21 protein-coding genes are annotated in these 24149 nt (G+C 70.9%); 10 read left to right on the forward strand and 11 right to left on the reverse strand.

Annotated features, from left to right (window positions below; genetic code table 11):
* Positions 1-80: 80 nt before the first annotated feature.
* The 3 genes from ACFRKB_RS23175 to ACFRKB_RS23185 all read left to right on the forward strand — a co-directional run bounded on the left by ACFRKB_RS23175 (position 81) and on the right by ACFRKB_RS23185 (position 3003).
* Positions 81-608, forward strand: coding sequence for a hypothetical protein (locus ACFRKB_RS23175; protein WP_383108348.1), 528 nt, complete (start codon positions 81-83; stop codon positions 606-608).
* A 9-nt stretch (positions 609-617) separates the two neighbouring features.
* Positions 618-1898 (forward strand): HEAT repeat domain-containing protein, encoded by a 1281-nt coding sequence (locus ACFRKB_RS23180; RefSeq protein ID WP_383108259.1) that lies wholly within the window; start codon positions 618-620, stop codon positions 1896-1898.
* A gap of 229 nt (positions 1899-2127) precedes the next feature.
* Positions 2128-3003 (forward strand): NAD-dependent epimerase/dehydratase family protein, encoded by an 876-nt coding sequence (locus ACFRKB_RS23185; protein WP_383108260.1) that lies wholly within the window; start codon positions 2128-2130, stop codon positions 3001-3003.
* A 95-nt stretch (positions 3004-3098) separates the two neighbouring features.
* Here ACFRKB_RS23185 and ACFRKB_RS23190 read toward each other — a convergent pair whose 3' ends face one another.
* From ACFRKB_RS23190 to ACFRKB_RS23210, 5 genes are all read right to left on the reverse strand, one after another.
* Complete coding sequence (locus ACFRKB_RS23190; RefSeq protein WP_383108261.1) at positions 3099-3671, reverse strand: SUKH-4 family immunity protein; 573 nt, start codon at positions 3669-3671, stop codon at positions 3099-3101.
* Between the two features lie 19 nt (positions 3672-3690).
* Positions 3691-5253, reverse strand: coding sequence for a WXG100-like domain-containing protein (locus ACFRKB_RS23195; RefSeq protein ID WP_383108262.1), 1563 nt, complete (start codon positions 5251-5253; stop codon positions 3691-3693).
* Between the two features lie 119 nt (positions 5254-5372).
* Complete coding sequence (locus ACFRKB_RS23200) at positions 5373-7055, reverse strand: hypothetical protein (RefSeq protein WP_383108263.1); 1683 nt, start codon at positions 7053-7055, stop codon at positions 5373-5375.
* Positions 7056-7354: 299 nt separating this feature from the next.
* Positions 7355-8245: a nucleic acid/nucleotide deaminase domain-containing protein gene (locus ACFRKB_RS23205; RefSeq protein ID WP_383108265.1), complete on the reverse strand. Its 891-nt coding sequence runs from the start codon at positions 8243-8245 to the stop codon at positions 7355-7357.
* A 67-nt stretch (positions 8246-8312) separates the two neighbouring features.
* A complete protein-coding gene (locus tag ACFRKB_RS23210) occupies positions 8313-9278 on the reverse strand; it encodes a DUF1152 domain-containing protein (protein ID WP_383108266.1) in 966 nt (321 codons plus the stop codon).
* Between the two features lie 196 nt (positions 9279-9474).
* Between ACFRKB_RS23210 and ACFRKB_RS23215 the strand changes: the two genes are divergently transcribed.
* The 5 genes from ACFRKB_RS23215 to ACFRKB_RS23235 all read left to right on the forward strand — a co-directional run bounded on the left by ACFRKB_RS23215 (position 9475) and on the right by ACFRKB_RS23235 (position 14895).
* Positions 9475-11313 carry an LPXTG cell wall anchor domain-containing protein gene (locus ACFRKB_RS23215; RefSeq protein WP_383108267.1) on the forward strand — a complete coding sequence of 613 codons (1839 nt, stop codon included), beginning with the start codon at positions 9475-9477 and terminating at the stop codon, positions 11311-11313.
* 570 nt (positions 11314-11883) lie between these two features.
* The gene (locus ACFRKB_RS23220; protein ID WP_383108268.1) at positions 11884-12276 is read left to right on the forward strand and encodes a helix-turn-helix domain-containing protein; all 393 of its coding nucleotides are present in this window, start codon (positions 11884-11886) and stop codon (positions 12274-12276) included.
* Between the two features lie 144 nt (positions 12277-12420).
* The gene (locus ACFRKB_RS23225) at positions 12421-12843 is read left to right on the forward strand and encodes a hypothetical protein (protein WP_383108270.1); all 423 of its coding nucleotides are present in this window, start codon (positions 12421-12423) and stop codon (positions 12841-12843) included.
* A gap of 25 nt (positions 12844-12868) precedes the next feature.
* The gene (locus ACFRKB_RS23230) at positions 12869-14143 is read left to right on the forward strand and encodes an MAB_1171c family putative transporter (protein ID WP_383108271.1); all 1275 of its coding nucleotides are present in this window, start codon (positions 12869-12871) and stop codon (positions 14141-14143) included.
* A complete protein-coding gene (locus tag ACFRKB_RS23235; RefSeq protein ID WP_383108272.1) occupies positions 14140-14895 on the forward strand; it encodes an oxygenase MpaB family protein in 756 nt (251 codons plus the stop codon). The genes ACFRKB_RS23230 and ACFRKB_RS23235 overlap by 4 nt, the downstream gene beginning before the upstream one ends.
* Before the next feature lie 171 nt (positions 14896-15066).
* Here the strand turns inward: ACFRKB_RS23235 and ACFRKB_RS23240 are convergent, their stop codons facing one another.
* The 3 genes from ACFRKB_RS23240 to ACFRKB_RS23250 form a co-directional block, all read right to left on the reverse strand.
* Positions 15067-16317: a serine hydrolase domain-containing protein gene (locus ACFRKB_RS23240; protein WP_383108274.1), complete on the reverse strand. Its 1251-nt coding sequence runs from the start codon at positions 16315-16317 to the stop codon at positions 15067-15069.
* Between the two features lie 178 nt (positions 16318-16495).
* Positions 16496-17140, reverse strand: coding sequence for a response regulator transcription factor (locus ACFRKB_RS23245; protein WP_383108275.1), 645 nt, complete (start codon positions 17138-17140; stop codon positions 16496-16498).
* Positions 17141-17144: 4 nt separating this feature from the next.
* Positions 17145-18359 carry a sensor histidine kinase gene (locus tag ACFRKB_RS23250; RefSeq protein ID WP_383108276.1) on the reverse strand — a complete coding sequence of 405 codons (1215 nt, stop codon included), beginning with the start codon at positions 18357-18359 and terminating at the stop codon, positions 17145-17147.
* Between the two features lie 194 nt (positions 18360-18553).
* Between ACFRKB_RS23250 and ACFRKB_RS23255 the strand changes: the two genes are divergently transcribed.
* Both ACFRKB_RS23255 and ACFRKB_RS23260 read left to right on the forward strand, forming a co-directional pair.
* Positions 18554-19333: an ABC transporter ATP-binding protein gene (locus ACFRKB_RS23255; protein WP_383108349.1), complete on the forward strand. Its 780-nt coding sequence runs from the start codon at positions 18554-18556 to the stop codon at positions 19331-19333.
* Positions 19330-22143 (forward strand): ABC transporter permease, encoded by a 2814-nt coding sequence (locus ACFRKB_RS23260; protein ID WP_383108278.1) that lies wholly within the window; start codon positions 19330-19332, stop codon positions 22141-22143. Before ACFRKB_RS23255 ends, ACFRKB_RS23260 begins: the two co-directional genes overlap by 4 nt.
* A 53-nt stretch (positions 22144-22196) precedes the next feature.
* On the opposite strand, the gene ACFRKB_RS23265 is transcribed toward ACFRKB_RS23260, so the two are convergent.
* The 3 genes from ACFRKB_RS23265 to ACFRKB_RS23275 form a co-directional block, all read right to left on the reverse strand.
* Entirely contained in the window at positions 22197-23132 is a 936-nt protein-coding gene (locus ACFRKB_RS23265) for an SCO2400 family protein (protein ID WP_383108279.1), read from the reverse strand.
* 216 nt (positions 23133-23348) lie between these two features.
* Positions 23349-23765, reverse strand: coding sequence for an SHOCT domain-containing protein (locus ACFRKB_RS23270; protein WP_383108280.1), 417 nt, complete (start codon positions 23763-23765; stop codon positions 23349-23351).
* Between the two features lie 121 nt (positions 23766-23886).
* On the reverse strand, positions 23887-24084 hold the full coding sequence (locus ACFRKB_RS23275) for a hypothetical protein (protein ID WP_383108350.1): 198 nt from the start codon (positions 24082-24084) through the stop codon (positions 23887-23889).
* Positions 24085-24149 lie beyond the last annotated feature (65 nt).

A 24149-nucleotide genomic window follows, 5' to 3' on the forward strand; every position in this document is an offset into this window, starting at 1 on the left:
CGAGACGATCGGCTAGCTTGGCCGGCCAGGGCCGTGCGCAGAGCCGGGCCGGTGAACGAGAAGCTATGGAGGACCGCGCCGTGACCGTACGGGCCGGAGAGGCATTCGAGACGGGCCGCGCCGTGTCCGACGTGGAGGCGCTGCTCGTCGCTCCCGTACCGACGAGCGGGCCGACGACCGGCGAGGGGGACCCGGTCACGGGGGAGTGGAGCGCGACCGGAGGGGCGGGGTTCCGGATCGTGCCGCTCTGGGAGAGCGAGGACCTCGTCGGGGTGTACGCGCCCGAGTGGAACGAGGCGGAGGAGGCGGCCGAAGCGTATCTGGCCCGGCTCGTCGCGGAATTGGACCGGCGATGGGGTGCTCATCGCCGGGTGTCCATGCGGGTGCCGCTCTTCCGGAAGCTGGCGGGCGAGCCCATGCCCGCGCTGTTCCAGGCGTTGTGCGACGCGGATTGCCTCGGCGATCTGACCGTATGGGGGCCGGTCTCCGCCGACCGCCGGTGGGTCGCGGTCTCCGTCAACCAGTGCGACGGAGACGCCCCGATGATCATGACGGCCGTCGTCAGCGACCGCCCGATCACCGAGCTGGACGATCAGCCGACCGTCTGAAAGGTGGGCATGGACGAGCGGTTGGCGCGCATCGCGCGGAAGCTGGCCGAGGCGGCGGGGCGCCCGGACGCCCTGGGGGCGTTCGGCGCCAAGAGCCACGGCTACCGGCTGAATCCGCCCCTGCCGGAGTCCCGCGTCGCCGCGTTCGAGGCCGAGCACGGCATCGTGCTCCCCGAGGGCTACCGCGCGTTCGTCACGGACGTGGGCGACGGCGGCGCCGGCCCGGCGTACGGACTGCTGTCGCTGGCCGATACGTACGACACGGTGTCCGACTCGTTCGCGGGCCACCTGCGTGAGCCGAGCCCCTTCGTACCGGACACGCTGTACGGCGACGACTGGTGGGACGGGTTCTGGGGCCCGGACGACCGCCCCGATCCGCTTCAGGGGACGCTCGCGCTCGTGCACCACGGCTGTACGAGCTACACGCAGCTCGTCGTCACCGGTCCCGGGCGGGGGCGGCTCGTCAACGTGGATCTCAACGGCGTGCCCGCGCCGTATGTGCTGGAGGACCCGGACTTCCTTGCCTGGTACGAGCGTTGGCTCGACGAACTGCTCGCCGGATACCGCGTGACCTGGTTCGGCGAGAAGATCCCCGGCGACGAGGCCGCGCTGCTCCGTATCCTCGCCGGCGACCCCGCACCACAGCGCCGCGCGCGGGCGGCACGTTCGCTGGGCTTCCTGCCGCTCATCACCCCGACCGCGGCCGGCGCGCTGGCCTCGGCCGCCGCCGATGCCGACCCGCTCGTGCGGCGCGCGGCCCTGGAGGTGGCGTGGCGTTCTGGGACCGCGGCGGTCGAGCCGGCGGCGCGGTCCGCCCTGACCGATCCGGACGCCTCCGTACGGGCCGAGGCGATCAGCGTGCTGCGGGCGCTCGGGACGGCGGACGCGGCGGAGCGGGCCCGGCCGCTGCTCGGGGACCCGGACGCGGACGTGGTGTGGCGGGCGATGCGGGCCATGGCCGAGGGCGGGCGGCTGCGCGCCGCGGACCTGGCCCCGCTCATCACGGGGCGAGGTGGCGGTGCCCACGGTGGTGCCCGTACGCGCGAAGCCGCCGTGTACTTCCTCGCCGAGGCGCGGCGCGGCGGCGGTCACGACGAGGCGGCCGCGCTGCTGGCCGAGGCCCTCGGCGACGAGGACCCGAGGGTGCGCCGTCAGGCGGTGCAGACCGGCGAACAGCGCGATGAGCGGAGCCTGTTGCCCCAGATGCGGCGCATGCGGGAGGCCGAGACGGATCACTACGTACGGATCAACCTGGACCGGGTGATCGCGGCGTGGTCGGCGGGCGGCTGACCGGCGCCGGGCGTCTCTCTTTCCGCGCGCGATGACGGGATCACCATCGCCCGATCACCCATCGCCCGATCATCCATCACTCGATCGGCCGATCCCGCCGCCAACCCCCTGACCTGGACTGATACCTGTTGGGCAGGACGCACGTACACCACCCAGGACTGCACCACCCAGGACTGCACCACCCAGGACTGCACCACCCAGGACTGCACCACCCAGGACGGGAGCGACCATGAAGGTCTTCGTGACGGGCGGGTCCGGCTACATCGGGCGGGCCACCGTCGAGGCGCTGGTCCGGCGGGGAATCGAGGTCACGGCGCTGGTACGCAGCGACGCCTCCGAGCGGATCGTGACCGGGCTGGGCGCGGGCGCGGTCCGTGGCGAGCTGACCGACGTGTCCGTGCTCCGCGAGGCGGCGCGCGCCGCGGACGGTGTTCTGCACCTGGGCCAGTACGCCGGTACGGACGCCGCCGAGGTCGACCGCGCCGCCGCCGGGGCGATGCAGGACGGCGCGGGAGCCCGTCCGTACGTGCACACCGGCGGGGTGTGGGTCTACGGCGACACCGCCGGGATCGTCGACGAGGACGCGCCGCTGAACCCGCCGAGGCTGACGGCCTGGCGCCTGGAGAACGAGAAGCGCGTCTTCGCGCGGGCGGCCACGGGCGAGCGGCCCGTGGTGGTGATGCCTGGCCTGGTGTACGGCCGCTCGGCCGGGCTGATCGAGACGTTCTACGCGGCTCCCGGACGGGCCACGGGCGCCGTCCCGTGCGTGGGGGACGGGTCCAACCACTGGTCGCTGGTCCATGTCGAGGACCTCGCCGAACTGTACGTGCTGGCGCTGGCGGCCCCCGCCGGATCCGTCTACGCGGGCGTCAGCGACCGGAACCCCACCGCGCTCCAGGTCTCCGAGGCGCTCAGCCGGGCGATGGGGCGGCCGGGCGCGGTCCGGCATCTGAGCATGGCCGAGGCGACGGAGCGGATGGGACCGGTCGCCGAGGCCTTCGCGCTGGACCAACAACTCACGGGCGCCCGCGCGCGCCGACAACTGGGCTGGAACCCCCTACGGCTGGACCCCCTGACGGAACTGGCCACCTACCGACCGAGCTGACCGGAGCCGGCCGAGCCGGCCGAGGGAGTCGGGTCGACAGGCGCGGCCATGTCACCAATGGTGTCCGGGAGACCGGTGAGGCGATGCCCTGCCGGTCAGAAGATTCCGTCCACGATCTCCTCGTACATGCGGTTCCACTCCGATGCCTCGTCGGAGAAAGGAAGCCGGTCGAACGAGTCAACCCGTGTACGCAGCTCCTCCGGCGCCAGGTCCTCGTTTTCCTCCCGCTCCTCACAGAAGTGCTTGAGCGTGATGAGGGACCGCACGAGCGATTCAAGGTCACGGTGCATCAGAACGGGCTTACCGTCACCGTCGTACGAGAAGCCATAGATGTGGTCATCGGCAGGATTCAGCGCCGCCGCCGCGCAGGGGAAGTGCCCCACGATCAACCACGACCTGCATTCCTCCGGCACATCAAAACTGAAATCCTCGTCGGCAGCCCACGAGCCGACAAACACGGACTCCTCCTCCCCACCCCCGCCGCCGTCTTCCTCCGGACCGCCCCTGGAGATGAAGAAGTAGTCGTTGGGGACCCCGACGCGACTCAAAAAGGTCGACGCCCGAACCGACAGCGGCGACGACTCCCTTTCCGCGTAAGGGAAGAGCACGACGCCCTCCAGGCCAAATGCCTCAATCACGTCGCGCGTGCCGATGGATTCGCTGCTCATTAATCCCTACCTCGGGCTGCTACTTGCCATGGTTCTTCTTCAGACCCTCTATGTAGTCTGAGTGCGGTTTGTTCCGCACCTTGCCGTCAGTGGCTGACGAATCGTAATCGGCGGAATGGAGCACTTCCAGTGAGGGGTTCTTGGATGCGAAATACTTGTCCAGCCAGCGCTCGCAGTTGGCCCCCTTTTGGCAGGGGGCCCTTTCCGTGAACACCGTTTGTAATCCGGCTTCCTTCCCCTTGTTCATCAGAGGGTACCCGATCGATCGCTCCGAATGGAGGCCCTGCTGGCTGTAGCCCACAAGGATCAAACGCTTTCCCGTGGTGGGGTCGACATAGTAGCCAGAGGCGTAGTTATTGCTTGTCTTGTAGTCGTCCCGCGCCTTACGGGCGAGCTGTGTGGCGTGCCCCAACCGGTCGTTGTAGGCGTTGACCTTGGTTGAGGTCACCTTTCCCGGGTGGTTCTGCGTGATCTTCGTCTGATCCTTCTCGGCTTTTGCGCTCGGGCGCCAAGCCTTGCCGTTCGGCTGAAGCAGACCGTGAATTCCCGAGTCGTCCGTGGCGTCGACCGGCTTCAGTTTTCCGCTGGATGTGAGTTCCTGCACGGTGCCATCCTTGGCAAGCAGGTACATGGGAACATCGTCCCCGCGGCGCAGCTTCTTGTAGTCGCACGGGCCGATACTGTCTTTGATGTCCTTGTCGGTGCTGTCGTTGCTCCGCTTCGTCTTGTCGAGGCCGGTGACGTTCTTCTCCAGCTCCTTCGACATTTTGACCGTTGTCGACTCGACCTTTTCCTCGGCCTTGTCGATGGCCGTGCCGAACTTCGAGAAACGGTCATCCTTCTTCGAGACAAGACTCCGCTTCTCGCGCTTGCCGTCGAACTTCGACTTCTTGTCATTGAACCGACCGTGTTCTTTGCCGAGTTGATCTATCGCGTCGGCGAACTCGGCGAACTCGATCCATAGGTCCTGACCCATGGCGTCGGAGCCCTGGGGGAGCAGCTTTCCGTCGGTGTCGCGGCCTCCGGAACTCACCTCGTCGTCGAAGAGACCCTCCAGCTTGGAGAGCACCTGCGCCTCGATCTTCTCGACGGCGAGATCGACGAGTTGCTGGATGAGGAGATCGATGGCTTCTCTGACGGCCAGCTTGAGCGCGGCGGCGGCAGCCGCGCCGATCAGCGCGGTGAGACCTCCTGTGAAGAAGGCGGCGATCACACTGCCGGTGATGGTCGCGGCTGCGGCCGTGAGGTCGGCGATGATGACGTACTTGCAGGTGGTGACGTAGCCGGCGCCCGTGTCCATCGCGTCGGCGAGTATGTCGACCGCCGACGCCAGATTCTTCATGTCCTGGCCGGACACCTTGCCCCAGCGCGTCTTGAAGGCGTCCACCGCGACGCCTTTGCTCTTGCCGGCGGTGATATTGCTGCAGGCCTTGTTGGCGTCGCGGACGGTATCGAGCAACTCCTGCGAGAACTCGCGGTACTCACGGGCCGTGTCGCGCAGTTCATCCTCGTCGAGGTCCGGCCAGTCGATGCCGACCAGCTCAAGGATGTCGCGCAGATCGTCCGGCAGCGTCACGCTCATTCAGACCCCCGTCTCGAACGCGTGATTGGTAGATCACTCGATCGAGCGTACCGGGATGTGACTGATACTCAACTGACTTGTCACAGCGGGGTACTGGGCTTGGATTGTCACCTCGGGATTCAGGCCGTCGACAGCGCCGCAATCATCTCGTCCGTGCCGATCACGAGGCAGTGACCGGCACAGCACAGGGCACGAACGGGCGGGCCGGGACGGAACTGCCGTAGCTCGGTGTGGTTGTCCGTGTCCGCGCCGAGTGATTCATGCACGACGAGACCGTCCGCCCAAGCCACCGCGACGACCGTGCTCGACCGGCCGTCCTCGCCGGTCGAAGAGGCGAGAGCTGTGACGGCATGGGGTCGGGCATGAACGGGTGTCCCTAAAGGGTCGGCTCCTATGCCCCACAGCCTGACCCGGCCGTCCGCGCCGCCCGAGTAGACGAGAGTCGGGCCTTCCGCGGCCCAGTCCGATCTGACGTCCGACGGCGAATTCGTAGCGATGCGTATGCTCGCCAAGGCCGTGACCGGACCTTCGTGCAGCGGTTGGGTGAGGCGCTGGAGCGGCTCGGCCGAGCTCGGGGCCGGGTCGGGATCGGAGTCCGGGGCCCGACGCACAACCGTGTGTACGCGACCCTGTTCGTCTCCGAACACGACTCCGCCAGGCACCGCGCACGCGGCAGTCAGCCGTGCCCCTCCCGGCACCTCACCGGGGAACGCCAACACGGCTTCCCGCAAGGGCCGCCACTCGTCCGTCGACTCATCGATCAGCCCGCGCAGTCCACCGCCACCGCCGGCAGAAGCCGCGATCTCGCCGGCCACATGAATCTGCCCCCACTCGTCAAGGACGGCCACAGTTCCGTCCGGCAGCCCGAACACGGCAGTCAGGTGACGAGGGCGTTCGGTGGAGAGCCGTGCGTGTGGGCTCCAGCCATCGGGGTCATAGATCCGTACGTCCCCCATGTGGCCGGTCAGCAGAACCCGGCCGGTGTGCTGAGCCGTGCCGGGAGACAGTGCCGCGACCGGGCCCGGCCAGCCCGGACTGTTGTCGTCTCGTGTACGTGACCACACGACTCGCCATGGACGTGATGATGCTGCCTCGGCGAGACGCGTCCGCACAGCCGTGCCGCGCGCATCGGTGTTGACGGGGTGTGACACAGGATTGATGTCGCCCATGGAAGCGAGCAGGACGAGCGCACGCGAGGCCGGGTCCTGCGGGCGGCACAGGGACTGGCCGGCAGACAGCCACGCGTGTCCCAGTTCGCCGATGAACTCACCGGCCCGCTCGGCCTGTTCCAGCCACGCTGTCACATGGTGCGGGTCGGCCGTGATGAGTGCGGCGACGTCGAAGGACGGCAGAGAGGGGCCGGCGGGGGAACTCGGCAGCCAGCCCAGAACCCGCCCCGGCGAGGGGTAGCGGTCGGCGGTGTCAGCCGTAGCGCCTGTGTCAGCGGTGTCGCGTACGTCGGCTGCCTCGCCCGTACCGGCGGCTGCGGGGGCGGCCGATGCCGCCCATCGCCCGAACCCGCCACGATCTGTCCATCGAGGCTCCGCCAAGTCCAGTACCGCGCGGAAGGTGACAGAGCCGAGCAGCACATCCGTACATGCGGCGCCGCTACGGGACTCAACCATCATCCGCACATGGGACACGGTCAGCAGGGGCAGCAGCAGGCGCTCGACGACGTCCACGGGGGCGTACGCGCTGTGCAGTTCCGGGAGGACGAGCACCGTGCGACGGGTGTCCGCAGTCACGGCGGCGACCAGTTCCTCCGGCGCCCTGGCCGTGATGCCCAGGTCGTCGGCGAGCATCCACGCCGCTCCTCGCAGACCGCGTTCCGCCAAGGGCGCCGCGGCATGGACCCGGCGCCCTAGGTCGCTCTGCTCGGACCCGGTGACTCCATGCTCCAGCAACCACGCCAGGAGATGCGACTTGCCCGCTCCCGCCGGACCCGTGAGCAAGCAGAGGCGTGGGGCGTCAGGGTCCGTCAGCCAGCCGATGAGCGCGGCGGCCGCCGGCTCGCGCCCCGCACCCGGCCGCCGCAGTCGTATGCCGTCTTCACCCGGTCCGTCCGGTGGTGAGCTGCCCCCGCTTGCAGCCCCTCCCGTGCTCACTGCCCCTCCCGCGCCTGCCGGGCGGCCTCGACGATCAGCTCCTTGAAACCCGCCTCGCGCGACTCGGCCGTCTCCCCGTAGTCGAAGCTATGGGTGAACTGCGCGTGCGGCAGCACCTTACGCAGCCAGATCGAGCAGTAATGTCCCGGCATCAGACACGGCTCCAACTCGCAGTAGACCCGCGTTACGTGCTCGGGGAGTACCCCGGAGGACGAGAGCCGCTGCCAGATCCGCTCTTCCGGATGTGCCCGCCCCGGACCCGTCGCGTCGGTGACGATCTCCTCTTGACCGTTTCCCATACGGAACTCGAAGGCGGCCTGGAAGGGGAAGTTGAGCGTGTGCCGGACATCGTCCAGGACACGGGGCCACCAGTTCTCGCGCTCCACGAAGGCAGCCGGGTCCAGCGTCCTCAGTTCCTTGTCCAGCTCGGCGAAGACGGCAGCCGCGTGTTCCATGCCATCGGCGGCGGCGATGCGCGGAAGGGCGCGGTCGAGGGCGAGGAGTGAACGGTTCAGCAGAACCACGGATGAGCTGACGTACATGTCCGGGATCACTTCCGACAGTACGACCGCCTGTACGGCACCGTCGGGACGTACGCACAGCTCCGCTCCCTTGTCGTCACCCAGCCGGAGCCAGCGCAGCAACTGGACGGGCGGTGCGGGCTTGGCATGGTGCAGCGCGTACCCGCCGAGCTCCACGGCCTCACTGCGAGCAGCCACCCGGAAGTACGGTCCGACGGACACCGGCACACCGGTCTCCATGAGCTCCGCGCGTGCCGCCTCGTCGGGTAGCGCGACACCGGCGAGAGAAGCGGCCGTGAACTGACGTAGTCCGTCCGGCCCGAAGTGGGCGATGACGGGGTTCGCAGGATCGATCGGCTCGGTCACGGGCTCGTACGCTCCCAGGCATTGACGGTGGCAAGCGGCAGGTCACAAACCTATCGCCCGTGCCACATCAGTGCGGGATCGTGCGCGGTGGGCGCTGGCGCGGGAGTTCGTCGCGGAACTCCTCTATGACGGTGCTGATCTGGCGTGTGAGGTGGGTTCTCTCCAGCCGGTCGAGATAGAGGTTCCGGCGGGCCAGGCCCGGCGCGTCCACGCAGAAGTACAGGGCCATCAGCGGATTGATGAACAGCTCGCTGTGCCGGGTGCGTTCGGTGAACTGGATGTCGCCGAAGTCGCCTCGTACGGCGGCGGCTATGGAGCCGTTGACGATGCTCGGACGGTCCGGGGTGGCGGACTGCGCGTGGGCGACCGCGTCGAGGTAGAGCGCGCCTTCCTCGCTGGTGCCCGGCAGGGAGAACGCCCCGAGGTAGGCGCCCTCACGCTCCAGGGCCGCGAGGTTCTCCAGGACGAGGGCGTGGCTGACGCCGTGGTACGAGTCCACCCCGAAGCCGACGCAGACCACGAGCCGGACGGGCACCTCGTCCAGTCCGTTCACCGCCCCGAGGCTGGCCATGTCCTCCTCGGGGGTGCCGAGTCCGGTCTCGTCGCCGCGCATGAGGATGTCGGTTCCGCCGTCTACGAGGACGATCGCGTCGACGCCGCCCAAGTGGCTGATCAGCGCCCGGTAGGCGGCGCGCAGCGGCCGGACGCCCGTGGAGGGGAAGGCGTACACGGTCGACGGCAGCCCGCGGCGCTCCAGCCACTCGGCGAGGGTGCGTTCGGGGAAGTAGGTGCCACGGGCCACGGTGTCGGGGCGGACGGCCGCGACGTCGTGGTCCAGCCAGACGTCCGCGTTCAGACCGTACAGATGGGAGAAGGAGAGGTTGGCCAGGTGGACGTCCTTTCCCGCCGCGCGCAGCGCCAGGGCGAGCGGGAGCCCCGCGTAGATGTCGAAGCCACCGCCCGCTCCGGCGATGAGCACGCGCTGTGCGTCGCGCAGACGGGTGAACAGGGCGGGCTCGCGGAGGGAGAACACCGGGGGACGGTAACAGGGCACGCGCGTGCGTTCCGGTGATTTACGTGTCCAAGGGCACCCGGCCCCGGCCGCGGCGTCGCCACGCGAGCGGCGGCTATGAGCGGAACGTTCACCTCCGCACAACCATTCGTCACGCCCACCTGTCGCACAGGACATCTGGAAGCCAACGTCCGGTAAACGGAAAGGTATCCGCGAGATGTCACTACCCAGACGACGACGATGGCCCGCCACCCCGGCCGCCGTCGCGGTTGTTCTCCTCGGCGCCGCGCTCGTCGCCACCCCCGCCCAGGCGGACCCGTCGCGTCCCTCGCAGCCGGCTGCCGAGGTGAACGGCCCGCAGTCCGCCGCCGAGGCGAGCCGCACGACGCAGTCCGCCGCCGAGGCGAGCCGCACGACGCAGTCCGCCGCCGAGGACCGCACGGCGCAGCCGGCCGCCCAGGCGAACGGACCGCAGCCGGCCGCCCAGGCGAACGGCCCCCAGTCCGCCGCCCAGGCGAACCGCCCGCGAGCCGCGCAGGGCGGTCCCGTCCTGAAGTTCCATGTCGTCCGGAACGAGGTCGGCCTGCCGCAGCCCGCCGAGAGCGACCCGCCGCAGATCAGCTGGGGCGTCCCGGGCGACCCCGACGGCGGCACCGCCAAGGACGTGGTCGTCAAGATCGACGTGTCCGGCATCTCCGCCTTCGCCGATGTGCGCGGCCCCTCCGGCTGTCCGGACGACGTGTGCGCGTGGCCCGTCAGGGACATCGCACCGGATGGCTACGCGGGCGGGCTCATCGAGATGAGCGCCAAGCCGGGCGCCGCGCTCGGTACGACGGGTACCGCCCGGGTCTACGCCACCTCCTCCAACGCGAAGGTCATCGACACCACCGTCAAGGTCACCGTCGGTGCGGTGAATCTGGTCGTGAGCCGGCTCCCCCAGACGGACACCGTCGAGCCCGGCAGCACGCTCGACGCCCCGTTCACCGTCGCCAACACCGGTTCGCTGACGGCTCAGGGCGTGGAGCTGCGGCTCGGTACCTCCCACGAACTCGGCTTCGCGCAGCGGTTCTCGAACTGTGTGTACGGCACCACCGACCTTCCGTCCGGCAACGGGCGGACGCTGCCCGAGGCGGTGTGCCGTATCAGCACGCCCGTCGAACCGGGCAAGCGGTACCGGCTGTCCACGTCCGTGGGTTTCGACGTCAAGAAGACGGCGCTCTTCGAGTTCGTGGACTACGACGTGACGCCCCTCGCCGCCACCGTGCCGACGAGCGCGAAGAGCGGCAACGGCTCCGGGCCTGAGCTCGCGCTCGTTCCGGACGGCGCCGCTCCGCCCGGCGAGTCCTTGACGGAGAAGTGGCGATGGATCGTCAACGCGGTCAACACCGCCGATCTCGACGTCACCGGGGACACCGTCACCGCCGATCCGGGCGACACCGTCACCCTGGCGGCGAAGATCCGCAACGACGGCCCCGCCTCCGTCGACCTCATCACCACCGACGGCCAGATCTCGCTGCTGGTCAACATCCCCAAGGGCACGACGGCGGTGAAGGTGCCGGAGCGCTGTCGCCTCTGGAACGGCGACGGCACGAACGATCCCGATCCCGATGCTCCCGCCTACCTCTGCTGGATCGGCTCGCCGTTCCCCGTGGACAAGGTCGCGACGATGCCGTTCGTGTTGAAGGTCGACGAGGACGCGCCGGCGACGACCCGTGGCGTCGTACGTCATATGTCGGAGTGGGGCGCGGAGTTGACGTTCGACACCAACAAGGCGAACAACCAGGCGTTCTTCACGGTGAATGTGACGGACGGTGCCGGCACCGGCGGTTCGGCGGGCGGCTCGGGCGGCAACAAGCCCCAGACCCAGACCGCCGCCCACACACAGCCGAACGCCACCGCGGGGACGACGGGCGCGGCGGGCGGTGGCACCGGCGCCCTGGCCCAGACCGGTAGCAGCGGTACGTCGGTGATCGCCTGGGCGAGCGCGGCCGTACTCGCGGCGGGTGGCGCGCTGCTGGTCATCACCCGCAGGCGCAAGCCCCGTACGGCGGACTGACGCGCGCGGTCCCACTCCACCAAGGCCCTCATGGTCCCCGCCCGCCCGGCACAGCCGCAGCGGGCGCGTCATGAGGGCCTTGGTGCCTGTCCGCCGGACAGGCACCTGCGCCGGGCACTGTTGCCCACCCCCGTGGGGCAGCGGCGCCCGGCGCCCGCAGAGCCAGGTCCCGCTGCGGGACTCTCATGACGTGCACGCGCCAGCGTCGTCGATCCTGCTACCTGCGCCGAGCAGAAGTCAACTATTGTTGATTGCACAGCTGATGGTCGACGGCGATTCCGTACGCGGCGCGCCTTTTGGCCCGCTTAATCGCAACGATCGTGTAAATCGGTAGGACGGCTTGATCCCCGCCGACGGCCGAAGAGTTCTATGATCCGGCACATGGCCACCGATTCTCCACGCTCAGAAGCGTCGGCTCTTCGATCTGGCGACACTGACGACACTGGCGGCAGTGGGGACGGTCGCGCCAGCGGGGACGGTCGTGGCAGTGGGGACGGTCGTGGCAGCGGGGACAGTCGGGAGCCGTCGGAACCGCTGGACTTCGCGGCGCGCTTCCGGCGCGTGATCTCGGTGATCTATCCCAAGGATCTGGGCCGCCCCTGGCGCGACTCGGAGATCGCCGAGGGGACCGGCCTGAGCGGCACCTATATCGGCAACCTCCGCAAGGGCACGCAGAAGCCCAGCCTGGAGAACGCGGTGAAGATCGCCAAGTTCTTCGGCATTCCGCTGGATTACTTCAGCGATTCCGCCACCGCCCAGGCCGTCGAGCGCGACCTGCGGAAGATCGAGGCGCTGCGGGACGCCCGGGTGGAACGTATCGCCATGCGGGCGGCCGGACTTCCCCCGGAAATGCAGGACGCCGCCCTCACGGTTGTGGAACAACTGAGGAGGGCGGTCGGACTGCCCGACGGCCGCTCCGAAGGCCGCTCCGAAGGCCGCTCCGACGGCCGCCCCGACGCGTGACGGACTACCGGCAGACGCCGTTGGGGCACTGGCGGCTGGCTGATGCTGATGGGGAGAACGTGCGAGATCTTGGACGTACCCGCCGCCGGATGCGGGCCATGGTCAGAGAGCTGGATCTGCCGCAGCTGAAGCACGGTCGAGGAGTTGTGCGCCGCGGTCGCCGACCGGTCGGGGCGTCCCGTACGGCTCGTACCGCGCCGGATGCGGGTGGACGAGCCGTCGGGGTTCGTCGAACGCCGCGCGGAGTCCGACGTGATCTACTTCGAGCAGGAGACCTCGGACCTGCACCAGGCCCACATCATCTGCCATGAACTCGCGCATCTCCTCTGCGGGCATCTGGCCGAGGCCCCGGCCGCCGACGAGGACGCGGCCCATGTGGAACTGCCCACGATCGACGCCGACATGATCCGGCTGGTCCTCGGACGCTCGCACTACGATGGGGCCGCGGAAGAGGAAGCGGAGATCCTGGGGGCCGAGTTGACGCGCATTCTCGTGCTGGCGCCCGGAGCCGGGACGACCTCCCAGCTGGCGCCCGCGCTGGAGCACCGCAAGGGACAGCATGTCTGAGGGCGGCGTGTCCGGCGGATCCGGCATGTCCGCCGTATCGGCGCTGTCGGCCGCGTCCGGCATGTCCGAGGCGCCGTTCAACGCGGTCTACCTCGGGATCGGCACGGTCGCCTGGGTCGTGGCCGTACTGAAGCTCCGGGCGTGGCGGCGGGATCCGTCGCACGGTCTGCTGGTCGTGGCCGTGACGATCGCGGCCCCGGCGACCGCGTTCCTGGTGGCGGCCCCGGTGCTGTACCGGCTGATCGACCGCCTCACGGGCCGCGGCAACCTGGCGACGCTGCTCGTCTATCTGGGCATTACGGGGTTCTCCGCCGCGGCCGTCGTGCTGGCGCGGATGTGGACCCCGCCGAAGGATCGCACCGACTCACGGGTGTGGGACGCGGCGACGGGCGACACCTGGCGCCAGGCGCGGCGGCGGCTCGCGGTGTTCGCGGTGCTGGTCCCGGTGATGATCACGCTGTTCTTCGCGGGGGCAGCGGACAGCCCGGAGACGCCCCTCACGTTCGACACCACCTTCGCGACGACTCCGCAGATCGCGGTCTTCCTCGTCATCTACCAGGCGCTGTTCGGCTTCGCGCTGCTCGACATCAGCAGGGTGTGCTCCGGGCACGCGGCCGGGCTGCCGTACGGGTGGCTGCGCCGCGGCATCCGGCTGATCGCCGTCGGCGGGCTCGTGGCCTGCGGCTATGTCGGGTGCAAGCTCATCGCGATCGGTGCGGCCTTCGCGGAGGTCGACGGCGTGGAGTGGCTGAGCACCGCCGTGGGCCCCGCGTTCGCCGCGCTCGGAGCCGTACTCATCACCGCGGGGTTCGCCGGGCCGGCCGTCGCCGCCTGGACGCGCCGGCGCCGCGACTACCAGGCCCTGCGCCCGCTGTGGGACCTGGTGTACCGCGCGGACCGCCGACTGGCCCTGGAAGCGCCCCCGTCGGTCTGGACCGAGCGGCTGGCGTTCCGGGACCTGGAGTGGCGTACGGCGAGGCGCGGACTGGAGATACGCGACGGACAGCTGACGCTGCGGCCGTGGGTCGATCCGGCGGTGGTCACCGCGGCCACCGGCGTCGCCGAGCGGGCCCGCCTGGACGACGGCGACCGGGCGGCGCTGATCGTCGCCGCCGCGCTGCGCTTCGCCGGTGAGTCACTGAACGCCGGAACCCCGCCGCGCCCCCGCGAGGACCAGGCTCCACTGCCCGGCCTGGACGCGGAACCGGCCGAGGAGCGCGCGCACTTGGTACGGGTCGCCCGCTATCTGTACGCGCCCCTGACCGGCGAGGCGCTGGCCGTCGCCACCGCGGCCGGATGACCGCCGGAACGCGCGGCGCGTACCGCGCCTACGCGCGACTCGTCCTGGAGACCATGCCGGAGGAGTCCCGGGTCGGACTCACCCTCGGCTTCGTCCGTACCTTCGGCATCCCCGACATCGCCCAAGTGCTGGCCGCCACCGGCCGGATGAGCGACGAGCCGCGCGGCCGGGCCAAGGCGACCGGGGTCGCCATGTTCACCCTGATCGGACAGGGCCTGGACAGCGCGGAGGGCCGACGGGTCGTCGACAGCCTGCGCCGAATCCACGACCGGCCCGGCATCACGCCCGAGCTGATGCACTACGTACTGGCCTGCTTCACCGTCTGCCCCCTGCGGTTCATCGACGCCCACGGCCACCGGCCCGTCACCCGAGCGGAACGGGACGCGGCGTACGCCTTCCACATGGCTCTCTCGGACGCCCTCGGCCTGCCCGAACCCCCGGGAGCGGACGGCGACGTGGCGGGAGACGTGGCCCCTGACCTGGCGGCTGTGGAGGGCTGGATGCGCGCCTACGAGACCCGCCACTTCGCCCCCACCGAGGCGGGCCGCGCGCTCTGGGCCGCCACCAGCAAGGGCCTGCTGGCGGCCCGCCTCCCCGCCCCCCTGGCCCCGCTCGCCCCGGCGGTCGCGGCCTCGCTCCTGGACCAGCCGCTCCGCACGGCCCTGGCGGTACGCCGCCCACCCGCCCCGGTCCGCGCCCTGGTCACCTACGCGCTCCGAGCCCGCGCCCGCTCCCGACGACGCACCATGTGACCGCGCACCATGTGACCGCGCACCACGTGACTACGCACCATGTGACTACGCACCATGTGACCACGCGCCACGTGGGCACGCACTACATGACCACGCACCACGTGACCACGCGGCAGTTGGCGCCACCCTCGTCCACCGACCTTCGGGCCTGACAGCCGCCCCGGGTGGGACTCAGCGGCACAGCGCCGTGTCCACCGCCTTCTCCACCTGCATCAGTTCGGCCTGCTCGCCGGGCAGGACGGTGACCGCGACGTTGACGGCGCGGCCGGACTCCGTGACGCCGCCGCGTGTTTCGTAGCCGGGGATGTCGCCGCCGTGGCCCCAGGCGACGCCGCCGCAGGACAGTGGCCTGCTCATCAGGCCGAGTCCGTAGCGGGAGCCGGGGAGGACGTCATCGGACGGGACGGTGGTGCGCATTTCCTTCAGCTGGGCCGGCCTGAGCAGGCGGCCGTCGAGGAGCGCGGTGAAGAAGCGGTTGAGATCGCTGTTGGTGGAGATCATGGCCCCGGCCGCCCAGCCCCAGGAGGGGTCCTGCACCGTGACGTCGCGCAGCGGGGTGCCGGGCTTCTCGGTGTAGTAGCCCTTGGGGTGCTTCTCCCGGATCGTCATGTCGCCGGTCTGCGGGAAGTACGTGTGCCGGAGCCCGATCCGGTCGATGACCCGCTTGGTGATCTCCTCGCGGAGAGGGCGGCCGGTGATCTTCTGCACGAGGAGGCCGGCGACGAGGTAATTGGTGTTGCTGTACTCCCACTTGGTGCCCGGGGGGAAGGACGCCTTGCCTTCGAGGGCGAGGTCGAGCAGCTCGCGCGGTTCGGCGTAGCGGTGCTGGAAGCCGGAGAAGTTCCCGGCCACGGCCTGGGTGTACTCCGGCAGCCCGCTGGTGTGCTGGAGCAGCTGCCGTACGGTGATCAGGCGGCCGTCGACGCCCTCGCCGCGGATGAGCTTCGGCAGGTAGGTCTCGATCGGCGCGTCGAGCTCGATCTTTCCCTCGCCGACGAGTTGCAGTATCACGACCGCGGTGAAGGTCTTGGTGTTGCTGCCGATACGCACCTGCCCGTCGGCCGGGACGGGGGCGCCGGTCGCCAGGTCGCCGACCCCGGCGGCGTACGTACCCGTACGGCCGTTCCGCTCCCGCGTGCTGATGAGCGCGGCGGGACGCTTGCCGTCGCGCACGAGCCCGTCGGCTATCTTCTGCATGCCCTTCCGCGCGCCCACCGTGCCGGCAGCCGTGCCGCCCGCCGTGTCGGCCGCCGTGCTCTCGTCGGCGTACGCCGTGCCGGACGCGGTCGGCAGCCCCAGACCGGCCACCAGCGTGAGAGCGATCAGGGTGGCCGCCCGCCGTCGAGGACGACTCCGGCGGGTGCGGGCACCAGCGGCGGACGCACCGGAAGTGGAAGCCGGGGCAGGGGTGTTGTCGGACATGCGGGAACTCCTTGAGGGCTGACGGGAGGGACCGGAGGGCCGTACGAGCCGGACGCGTGTGTTCCGGCAGTTCTCAGCATGTCCGTGTCAGGCAGGCCACGGGAATGCGGCCTGCGCCCGTATGAGGGGTGAAGCAGGCTCTACCCCCGGCGGGGTGCGGCCCCCCGGGCCGCGGCCGTCACGCCTTCAGATACGCCAGCACCGCCAGCACCCGCCGGTGCCCCCCATCCGTCGTGGGGAGCCCCAACTTGCTGAAGATATTGCCGATGTGCTTGTGCACCGCGCCGTCGGAGACGACCAGCAGCCCGGCGATCGTCGCGTTCGAGTGCCCCTCGGCCATCAGCGCCAGCACCTCGCGCTCGCGCGGGGTCAGGCTCAGCAGCGGGTCGTCGGTCCGGCGGCGTACCAGCAGTTGTGCGACGACCTCCGGGTCCATCGCCGTACCGCCCCCGGCCACCCGTTCCAGAGCTTCGAGGAAGTCGGCGACCTTCCCCACCCGCTCCTTGAGCAGATAGCCCACCCCGCCGGCGCCGTCGGCCAGCAGTTCGGTGGCGTAACTGTCCTCGACGTGCGCGGACAGCACGAGCACCGCGAGGCCCGGCTGCCGGCGGCGCGCCTCGACGGCGGCGCGCAGCCCCTCGTCACGGAAGGTCGGCGGCATCCGTACGTCCACGACCGCGACGTCCGGGCGGTCGGCGGCGATGGCGGCCAGCAGGTCGGTGGGGTTGTCGACGGCGGAGGTGACCTCCATGCCCTCGGCACGCAGCAGGTGCGTGAGCCCTGCCCGCAGCAGGGCGTCGTCCTCGGCGATCACGATGCGCACGGGCTCAGACTCCTCGGGGGATGGCGGCCCGCAGGACCGTGGGTCCGCCGGGCGGGCTGTGGAGCAGGGTCGTGCCGTCGAAGGCGGCGACCCGGCGTTCGATACCGAGCAGCCCGGTGCCGAGCTTCTCGTCGGCGCCGCCCCGGCCGTCGTCGGTGACCTCGACGGTGAGCAGGCCGTCGTCGGCGCTCAGGACCACGGTGATCTGCCGCGCCCCGCTGTGCTTGACGGCGTTGGTGAGTGCCTCGGCCACCACGAAGTACGCCGCGGCCTCCACGGCGGCGGGCGCGCGGGGCAGGTCCCGCGCCTCGTACGTGGCGGGGATCGCACAGTGCGACACGAGCGCGCTCACCGCGCCGGGCAGACCGCGGTCGATCAGCACCGGCGGATAGATGCTCCGCACCACCTCACGCAGTTCGCCGAGCGCGTCGGTGGCCGCGTTCTGGGCGGTGAGCACCATCGGCAGGGCCGACTCCGGATCGCGGTGCAGCGCGCGCTCCACCATGCCGAGGTGCATCACGACCGCGACGAGACGGTTCTGCGTGCCGTCGTGGAGGTTGCGTTCGATCCGGCGCAGCTCGGTGCCGTGCGCTTCGAGCGCGGCGGCCCGGGTGGCCGTGACCTCGGCGAGGCGCTCGGCGAGCGAGATCCTGCGGGGCGCGAGCCGTACGGCGCTGATCCGCGCGTACCACCGGGCGAGCGGCCGTACGAGGAGCGCCCCCACCGTGCCGTACGCGGCGGCGGTGGCGAGCGCGACGCTCGCGTCGCCCCAGGACTCCATCGGGTGGTTCAGCGTTGTCGTGACCCCGGGCAGATACGGCCAGAGCGCGGCGATCACCACGTTCTGGATGGCGCCCGCCGGCGCTCCGACCGCCACCAGTCCCACCAGCGTGCCCAGCGTGGCCTGGAGGGTCAGCCAGCTCACATCACGGCGCATGTCGGGGCTCGTCAGTACGGCGCCGATGTCGTCGCCGTCGAACGGCTGGGGCGGGGTGATCGGTGTGCCGAGGTACGCGCCGGTACGGCGGCGTTCGAAGGCCGCCAGGCGGCGCGCGGCCCGCGCGGTGCGGGGCAGCAGCGGCAGCGTGACGACCGGTGCCACGCTCAGGACCAGCCCGGCCAGCACGAACCACGACAGGAGACCGGTGGCGGCGCAGACGGCGAGGAACTTCAACTGGCGCAGCCATGGCCGGAGTTGCCCCGTGGAGGGGTGGGTCACGTCGGGCTGCCCCCTGCTGCGTGGTGGAGTTGACTCCACCCTCGATCCTGGCATGTGCGGGATCGTTCACGCCAACGGCCCCGGCCTACCGTCACGATAACGATTTCCTGGTGAAGGGGCGGATCATGACGGCAGGGCCGGTACGGATATCGGGGCGGGCGGTGCCGGGAGACGAGACGTCCGGCGGTCATGGGATGCCCAGGGGTTCGGCATCCGGCGGTCATGGGATGCCCGGCGGTTCGGCGTCCGGCTTCGCCGTGCGACTGGAGTCCGTCACGGCGGTCTACGGGGAGGGCGCCGCCGCCGTCACCGCCCTGCACGGGGTGACGGCCGGGATCACGCGCGGCGCGTTCACCGCCGTGATGGGTCCGTCCGGCTCGGGCAAGAGCACGTTCCTGCACCTGGCGGCGGGCCTCGAACGGCCCGCGTCGGGCCGGGTGCTGCTCGGGGACACCGACCTGAGCGGGCTGAAGGAGAAGGCCCTCACCGAACTCCGGCGCGAGTGGATCGGCTTCGTCTTCCAGGCGTACAACCTGATCCCGGCGCTCGACGTCGGCGACAACATCACCCTGCCGCTGCGCTTCGCGGGCCGGTCCGTCGACCGGGCGTGGCTGACGGAGATCGCGGGCGCGGTCGGGCTCGGCGACCTGCTCGGCCGACGGCCGAGCGAGCTCTCGGGCGGCCAGCAGCAGCGGGTGGCGATCGCCCGCGCGCTGGTGACCCGCCCCGATGTCGTCTTCGCCGACGAACCGACGGGCGCGCTCGACACCGGCACGGGCGCGCAGGTGCTGCGGCTGCTGCGGGGGTTGGTCGACTCGCTCGGGCAGACGGTCGTGATGGTCACCCACGATCCGGTCGCGGCGTCCTACGCGCACACCGTGATGTTCCTCGCCGACGGCAGGATCGTCGGCGAACTCGACGCGCCGACGGCGGAGTCGGTGGCGGCGCGGATGACGCACCTGGGGGAGCGATGAGGGGAACGGTCATCAGGGACCGGCACGCGGACACCCGGCCAGCCGCAGAGGGAGTACGGCCTCGCGGTGGCGGCCGGTCCATCGGCGGGGGCCGGTCCGACGGCGGAGTCCGGTACGTCGCCCGGAAGTCGATCCTGGCCCGCCGCGCCCAGTTCGTCGCCTCGTTCCTCGCCGTGCTCGGCGGCGCCGTACTCGTCACGGCCTGCGGGGTGCTGCTGGAATCCGGGCTGTTCGCCGGGATCGGGCCGCAGCGGTACGCGGCGGCCCCGGTCGTCGTCGGCGCCGCGCAGTCGGTCACCGTACCGCTGCCCGAGGGGCCGGACCCCGTCGAGTCGCTGCCCGAGCGGGCGATGCTGCCCGCGGAGCTGGTCGAGACGGTGGCCGCGGTTCCCGGCGTACGTACGGCGGTTGGCGAGGTCAGCTTCCCGGCGACGCTGGTGACGGACGACGGCGGGACGCTGGGCGGCCCGGACGGCGGCGAGATGCTGGGCCACGGCTGGGGTACGGCCAGGCTGACGCCGTTCGCGCTGCGCGAGGGCGCGGAGCCGCGGCGTCCCGACGAGATCGTGCTGGACGCGGCGACCGCCGCGCGGGCGGGGGCCGGTGTCGGCGAGGAGGTACGGATCGCGACGGCGGACGGCGCCACTCCGTACCGGGTCGTCGGCCTGGCGACACCGCCGGGGGGCGACGGACTGCCGCGGCAGTCGGCGCTGTTCTTCACCGACGCGCGGGCGCGCGAACTGTCCGGCCGTCCCGCGTCGGTCGCGGCCATCGCGGTCTTCGCCGACTCCGGCGTACCGACGGGCGGTGACAGCGGACTCCTCGGGATGGTGCGCTCGCTGTCGCAGGACCAGGACACGCTGGTCGAACGCGTGGAGCGGGCCCTCGCCGCGAAGGGATACAGCGAGACGGGGAACAGCGAGACGGGGAACAGCGAGACGGGGAACGGCGGCAGCGGCGAGCGCGCGGGCGGCCAGGGCGTCGTGGTGCGGGCCGGTGTCGAACGCGGCGAGGTCGAGTTCCTCAGCGCCGCGCAGTCGCGCTCCGTCCTGACGCTGGTGTCGGGGTCGTTCACCGGCTTCGTCCTGATGATCGTCGTCCTCGTCGTGGCCGGCACGCTCTCGCTGATGGTGCACCAGCGGCGCCGCGAGATCGCGTTGCTGCGCGCGGTGGCGGCCACCCCGCGCCAGGTGCACCGGATGCTGGCGACCGAAGTGCTGCTGGTGTCGGGGGTGGCGACCCTGGCCGGCATCGGGCCCGGCTATCTCGCCGCGCAGGCGCTGCGCGACGGCTTCGCCCGTATCGGGGTGATCGAGGACGGCTTCGCCCTGTCGATCGGCCCGGCGCCCGCGATCGCCACGCTGGTGCTGTGTCTGGGCGCGGCCCGGATCGCCGTATGGGTGGCGGCCCGGCGCCAGGTGCGGGTGAAGCCGGTGGAGGCGCTGCGCGAGTCCGCGGTGGAACGTCCCGACATCGGGCGCGGGCGCGTCATCGGCGGGTACGTGCTGCTGGGCCTGGCGTTCGTCGGCGTCGCGGCCGTCGTGTTCGTACCGCAGAGTCTGGCCGCGGTGCCCGCCCAGTTCTCCTCGATGCTGGCCCTGATCGGTATCGCGCTGCTCGGTCCACGGCTGATGGCCGTGCTCTCCCGTCTCGCCGGCGCGAGCCTGCTGCGGCGTTCCCGGGTGGCGGGCTTTCTCGCCGCGGCCAACAGCGTGGCCGGTTCCCGGCGGCTGGCGGCGGCCGTGACGCCGCTCGTGCTCACGATCGGCTTCGCGACCAGCCAGTTCTACAGCCAGACCACGCTGTCGACGGCGACGCGGTACCAGGCCCGCGCGGCCACGGTCGCGGACTTCGTGATGGCCGGTGCCGGCGGAGTGGCCCCGGACGTCGCGGCAGCCGCGCGCCATGTGCCGGGTGTCGCCGCGACGACCCCGCTGGTCGCCACCGAAGTGGTCGCGGTCGACCGCGAGGCCACCGAGGAACCACTGTCACGGTCCACCGCCTACGGCATCGACGCCACGGGCCTGACGGACACGCTCGATCTGCCCGTCGCATCCGGCAGCCTGCGCGAACTGCGCGGCGACACCGTCGCGTTGAGCGAGACGGAAGCGCTCTGGCTCGGCAAGGAGGTCGGCGACCGCGTCGATCTCGTACTCGGCGACGGAACCCCCACGAGGCCCCGGGTGGTCGCCCTGTACCGGCCCAACCTCGGCTTCGGCGACGTACTCCTCCCGTCCGCCGTCGTCCTGCCCCACACCACGGACCGGCTCGCCGACGTCGTACTCGTCGCGACCGCCCCCGACGCGGACCGCGACGCCGTCGCCACGGGCCTGAGCGCACTGGCGAAGGAACACCCGGGCCTGGCCGTCGGCGACCGCGAGTCCCTGCTCGTGGCGCAGAACACCGAAATGGAGGCCAACGCCTGGCTGAACCGCCTCCTGCTCGCCGTCGTACTGGCCTATGTCGCCCTCTCGGTCGCCACCACCCTCGTCACCATCACCACGGGCCGCGCCCGCGAGCTGGCCCTCCTTCGCCTGGTGGGCGGCACGCGCCGCCAGGTGACCCGCATGCTGGCCCTCGAAACGTCACTGGTGGCGGGCATAGCGGTACTGATCGGCACGGCGGTGGCCGCCGTCCCCCTGACGATCCTGTCCCAACGCCTCATCGACCGGCCCCTGCCGTCCGGCCCGCCGTGGGTCTTCGCGGCCATCGTCGCCGCGACGGTCCTGACGGGCGCGCTCTCGATCCGCATCCCGGCGACGCGAGCGCTGCGCGCGGGGCCCCTGGAGGCGATGAGGTCGCGCGAGTAGGGGAGTGGGGTGCGGGCGCGCCGGGGCGCGGGTTGCGGCGGGCCCGCCGTCGGTCAGTTGCCGGACGATTTTCCGATGCACAGGACCAGCACGCAGAGCCGGTCCGGCTTCGTCGTGGCCGGCGGGGTGCTCGGGGGCGGGGTGTCCGCCGTGGCGTCGTCGGCGGCCGGGGGTGGGGGAGCGGGAGCCGGTGTGGTCGTCTCCGGCGCCTGGGGAAGGGTGGTGGGCGCCGTGTCGGCCGTCACGGGGGTGCTGGTGCGAGCCTGCGTGCTCGTCGTCGTACTCGTCGTGTTCGTCGTGCTCGTCGTCGCGGTGGGGCGGGCGGCGATGGTCGTCTGGCCCGGTTCCTTCGTGGAGATCCTGGTCACCACGGCGGTGGACTTCCGCGGCGGGCTCGTGATCGCGGACGAGGACGAGTGAGCGCCGTTGCCGGATTCGCGCGGATCGTCCGTGCGCGGCCGTACGGAAGACGAGTCCGTTTCGGTGGCGTCCGTCCCCGTGGTGGCCGTGGCCTTCGGCTCCGGTGTCGCCGATGCCTGCGTGTCGTGGCCCGACGACGGCCGGGACGGCAGTACGGCGAGAGTCAGACCGCCCCCGACGAGTGCGACGGTCGACGCGACCACGGCCCGGCGGCGCTGCTTCTTCCAGCGCGCCAGCTGACGGCGCCGGGCGGCGCGGCCCTCCGCCATGGGGGCGGCGGTGTACTCGGAATCGCTGAACGGCCCGGCGTCCGACGCGTCCGCCATCGGGTCCTCGGAGGCGTGGGCGGCGCCGGAAGCGGTCGGTTCGGGACCGCCGGCGTGAGGAGCGTCGTAGTGGTCCGCCGAGGCCGGAAGGCCCCGCGTGTGCCACGCCTCCGCCGCCGTCACGGTCGTCGCCGCGTCGTGGTCGTGCGGGGCGGGAGGGGCGATGTCCGGGGCGTACGCGCCGCATCCGGGGCACACCAGCGCCCCGTTGAGCGTTCGACGACACGAGGAGCAGTAGTCCATCCGTGATCCTTCTGTGCTGACTGCGCCACCAGGATCTCCGGCGACCTGTTCACGTTCGCACCCATGATCGAGCGGGAAACAACGTAACGGCACCTGCGGGAGGCTGTGCGTATTCTGTGTGTTGCTCTCGCGAAGATTGTTCGCCGACGGCCGGTCCATACGCGGTCGTGGACCGTGTACGGACCGGCCGTACGGGGATCAAAGGGACCTTCTCCGTCAGTGCAGGATCTTCTCCTTGGCCCGGCGGAACTCCTCATCGGTGATGTCGCCCTTGGCGCGGATCTCCGAGAGTTTCGCGAGTTCGTCGACCTCGCTGGTGCCTCCCGCACCCCTGGCGGTCTCCCGCACATAGCTGTCGAACGCCTTCTGCTGCGCCCGGACATGCTCCGTCTCGCGCCTGCCCATGTCCTTGCCGCGCACGAGGACGTACGCGAGGACGCCGACGAACGGAAGAACGATCACGAGGAAGAGCCAGCCGGCCTTGGCCCAGCCGCTCATGGAGTCGTCGCGGAAGATGTCCACGATGACCCGGAAGAGCACGACGAACCACAGGACCCAGAGGAAGACCCACAACATGGTCCAGAACGCGCCCAGAACCGGATAGTCGTACGCCAGGTACACGGAACCGTCCATTGCCTTCTCCCACTCCCAATCCCGATCCGAGCCGTCCCCCCGCGGTATCCCCCGCTGTTCGAGCGTGGGTGATCCGGGGGGCGGGACGCTTCACCCGGTACGGGTGAGATGCCGGTCCGTATCAGTCCGCGAGGCGGCGCATCTCGTCGACGCGCAGGCCCAGATCCCGGAAGCGGTTCAGCAGCCCGTACAGATGCGCCTCGTCCGTCACCTCACCGATGAACAGCGTCTGCCGGGGGGCCAGCACCCTGTCCAGCTCCGGGAACCCCTCGGCGAGGACCGCCGAGACGTGGCCGGTGACACGGAACTCGTACCGCATGCGCCCCACCGCTCCCGTCTCCGCTTCTCCCGTTTCCGCTTCTCCCGCGTCCGTGAACCGTGCTT

The sequence above is a fragment of the Streptomyces scopuliridis genome (assembly GCF_042790125.1).
Lineage (GTDB): Bacteria > Actinomycetota > Actinomycetes > Streptomycetales > Streptomycetaceae > Streptomyces > Streptomyces scopuliridis_A.

Bases quoted from the DNA above. Each gene is read 5' to 3' on its own strand.
- ACFRKB_RS23180 (WP_383108259.1), top strand. From the start codon at position 618: ATGGACGAGCGGTTGGCGCGCATCGCGCGGAAGCTGGCCGAGGCGGCG.
- ACFRKB_RS23185 (WP_383108260.1), top strand. From the start codon at position 2,128: ATGAAGGTCTTCGTGACGGGCGGGTCCGGCTACATCGGGCGGGCCACC.
- ACFRKB_RS23190 (WP_383108261.1), bottom strand. From the start codon at position 3,671: ATGAGCAGCGAATCCATCGGCACGCGCGACGTGATTGAGGCATTTGGC.
- ACFRKB_RS23195 (WP_383108262.1), bottom strand. From the start codon at position 5,253: ATGAGCGTGACGCTGCCGGACGATCTGCGCGACATCCTTGAGCTGGTC.
- ACFRKB_RS23200 (WP_383108263.1), bottom strand. From the start codon at position 7,055: ATGCTCGCCGACGACCTGGGCATCACGGCCAGGGCGCCGGAGGAACTG.
- ACFRKB_RS23215 (WP_383108267.1), top strand. From the start codon at position 9,475: ATGTCACTACCCAGACGACGACGATGGCCCGCCACCCCGGCCGCCGTC.
- ACFRKB_RS23230 (WP_383108271.1), top strand. From the start codon at position 12,869: ATGTCCGCCGTATCGGCGCTGTCGGCCGCGTCCGGCATGTCCGAGGCG.
- ACFRKB_RS23235 (WP_383108272.1), top strand. From the start codon at position 14,140: ATGACCGCCGGAACGCGCGGCGCGTACCGCGCCTACGCGCGACTCGTC.
- ACFRKB_RS23240 (WP_383108274.1), bottom strand. From the start codon at position 16,317: ATGTCCGACAACACCCCTGCCCCGGCTTCCACTTCCGGTGCGTCCGCC.
- ACFRKB_RS23255 (WP_383108349.1), top strand. From the start codon at position 18,554: ATGCCCAGGGGTTCGGCATCCGGCGGTCATGGGATGCCCGGCGGTTCG.
- ACFRKB_RS23260 (WP_383108278.1), top strand. From the start codon at position 19,330: ATGAGGGGAACGGTCATCAGGGACCGGCACGCGGACACCCGGCCAGCC.
- ACFRKB_RS23265 (WP_383108279.1), bottom strand. From the start codon at position 23,132: ATGGACTACTGCTCCTCGTGTCGTCGAACGCTCAACGGGGCGCTGGTG.
- ACFRKB_RS23270 (WP_383108280.1), bottom strand. From the start codon at position 23,765: ATGGACGGTTCCGTGTACCTGGCGTACGACTATCCGGTTCTGGGCGCG.
- ACFRKB_RS23275 (WP_383108350.1), bottom strand. From the start codon at position 24,084: ATGCGGTACGAGTTCCGTGTCACCGGCCACGTCTCGGCGGTCCTCGCC.